This is a genomic window from Pseudomonadota bacterium (genome assembly GCA_022361155.1).
Taxonomy (GTDB): domain Bacteria; phylum Myxococcota_A; class Polyangia; order Polyangiales; family JAKSBK01; genus JAKSBK01.
This window is the reverse complement of record JAKSBK010000146.1, coordinates 1-1,471: the sequence shown is the minus strand read 5'-3', so window position 1 is coordinate 1,471 and position 1,471 is coordinate 1. Positions and strand designations below refer to the sequence as shown.

1 protein-coding gene and 1 pseudogene are annotated in these 1,471 nt (G+C 64.6%); one reads left to right on the top strand and one right to left on the bottom strand.

Going from position 1 to position 1,471, the window contains the following annotated elements; all coding sequences use genetic code 11:
* Positions 1-459, top strand: a pseudogene (locus tag MJD61_04970) (gfo/Idh/MocA family oxidoreductase).
* Here the strand turns inward: MJD61_04970 and MJD61_04965 are convergent.
* Positions 456-1,471, bottom strand: a 1,016-nt coding sequence (locus tag MJD61_04965) for a LacI family DNA-binding transcriptional regulator (GenBank protein ID MCG8554628.1), incomplete at its 5' end; no start/stop codon positions are given. The pseudogene MJD61_04970 and the gene MJD61_04965 sit on opposite strands and share 4 nt — an antisense overlap.

Genomic DNA, 1,471 nt, shown 5'->3' with positions numbered 1-1,471 from the left:
CTACGGGCAGCTCCAGGTGACCTTCGACGACGGCTCGGTGGGCTGGTACGAGGCCGGCTGGGGGCCGATGATGAGCGAGGTCGCCTACTTCGTCAAAGACATCGTCGGCCCGAAGGGCTGCGTGTCGATCGTCGTGCCTCAGGACGGCGAGGGCGAGGCCAAGGGCGATGCGGTCTCCGATTCCGCCGACATCGACCAGCACACCAAGACCAACGCGCTGAGGCTCCACCACGCGGAGTCGGTGAGGACAAGAACTTCACCCGGCCCGACGAGATCATCAACATGGATGATGAACCCGACCATCAGGAACTGTGCGATCGCGAGCAGGAGTTCTTCCTGAAGGCCATCCGCGAGGATCTGGACCTGTCGGAATCGATGGAGGCCGCCCTCGACTCGCTGCGCATCTTGCTGGCGGCCGAGGAGAGCATGGAAACCAGCCGGGTCGTCACGCTGGACTAGGCCGTCTCCCCCGCGATCAGTTCGAAGCCCAGATCGATGACCGGGTCGACCGCCTGGCCGACCAGCCGGTTCAACACGCAGCGCGCGGCGATGCGGCCCACGTCGTAGCGCCGGGTGCGGATGGTGGTCAGCCGCTTGGGCATGATCTGGCCGGCCATCAGGCCGCTGAAACCGGCGATCGCCAGTTCGCGCGGAACGTCGATGCCGTGTTCGATGCAATAGACCAGACCGCCGACCGCGGCCGGATCGTTGGAGAAGATGACCACGTCGAGCTCGCGATGGCTGGCGAGCAGGTCGCGCAGACCGCTTTTGCCCACCGGCGTATCGGGCGGGCTGTCGTAGACCTTCGGCGCGACAAGCGGTAGGCCCTGTTCGGCGAGCCGCTCACGGATCGCGTCGAAGCGTCTCGAGGCGGGGAAGTCGTTGTCGGACCAGCCCAGATAGCCGAACCGGCGATAGCCCTTCGCGATCAGGTGATCGGCCAGCATCCGGCCGGCCTTGGCGTGGTCCATGCCGACGCAGATGTCGATCGGCTCGCCGGCGGTGTCCATGATCTCGATCACCGGGATGTTGGCGCTCTTGAGGATGTTGCGGGTCTTTTGCGTATGCGTCATGTCGGTGACGATCATGCCGGCCGGCCGCCACGACATCATCGAGACCACCAGGCTTTCCTCTTTCTCTAGGCCATAGTCGGAAATGCCGACCACCGCGTTGTAGCCGGCCTTGTCCAGTTCCGAACTGATGCCGCTCATCACCTGGGAGAACACCTGGTTGACCAGGGAGGGGATCACCACCGCCACCTGGTTCGAGCGCGAAGTCGCCAGCGAGCCGGCGAGCCGGTTCTGCACGTAGCCCATGTCCTCAACGACGCTGAGGACATTCGCCTTGGTTCGCTCCGAGACGGTGCCCCTGCCCCGCATCACGCGCGACACCGTCATGTCGGAAACCCCGGCGGCGCGGGCCACGTCGCGCTGTGTGAACCGATTATATGTCAGTGTAATTGACCCTATTG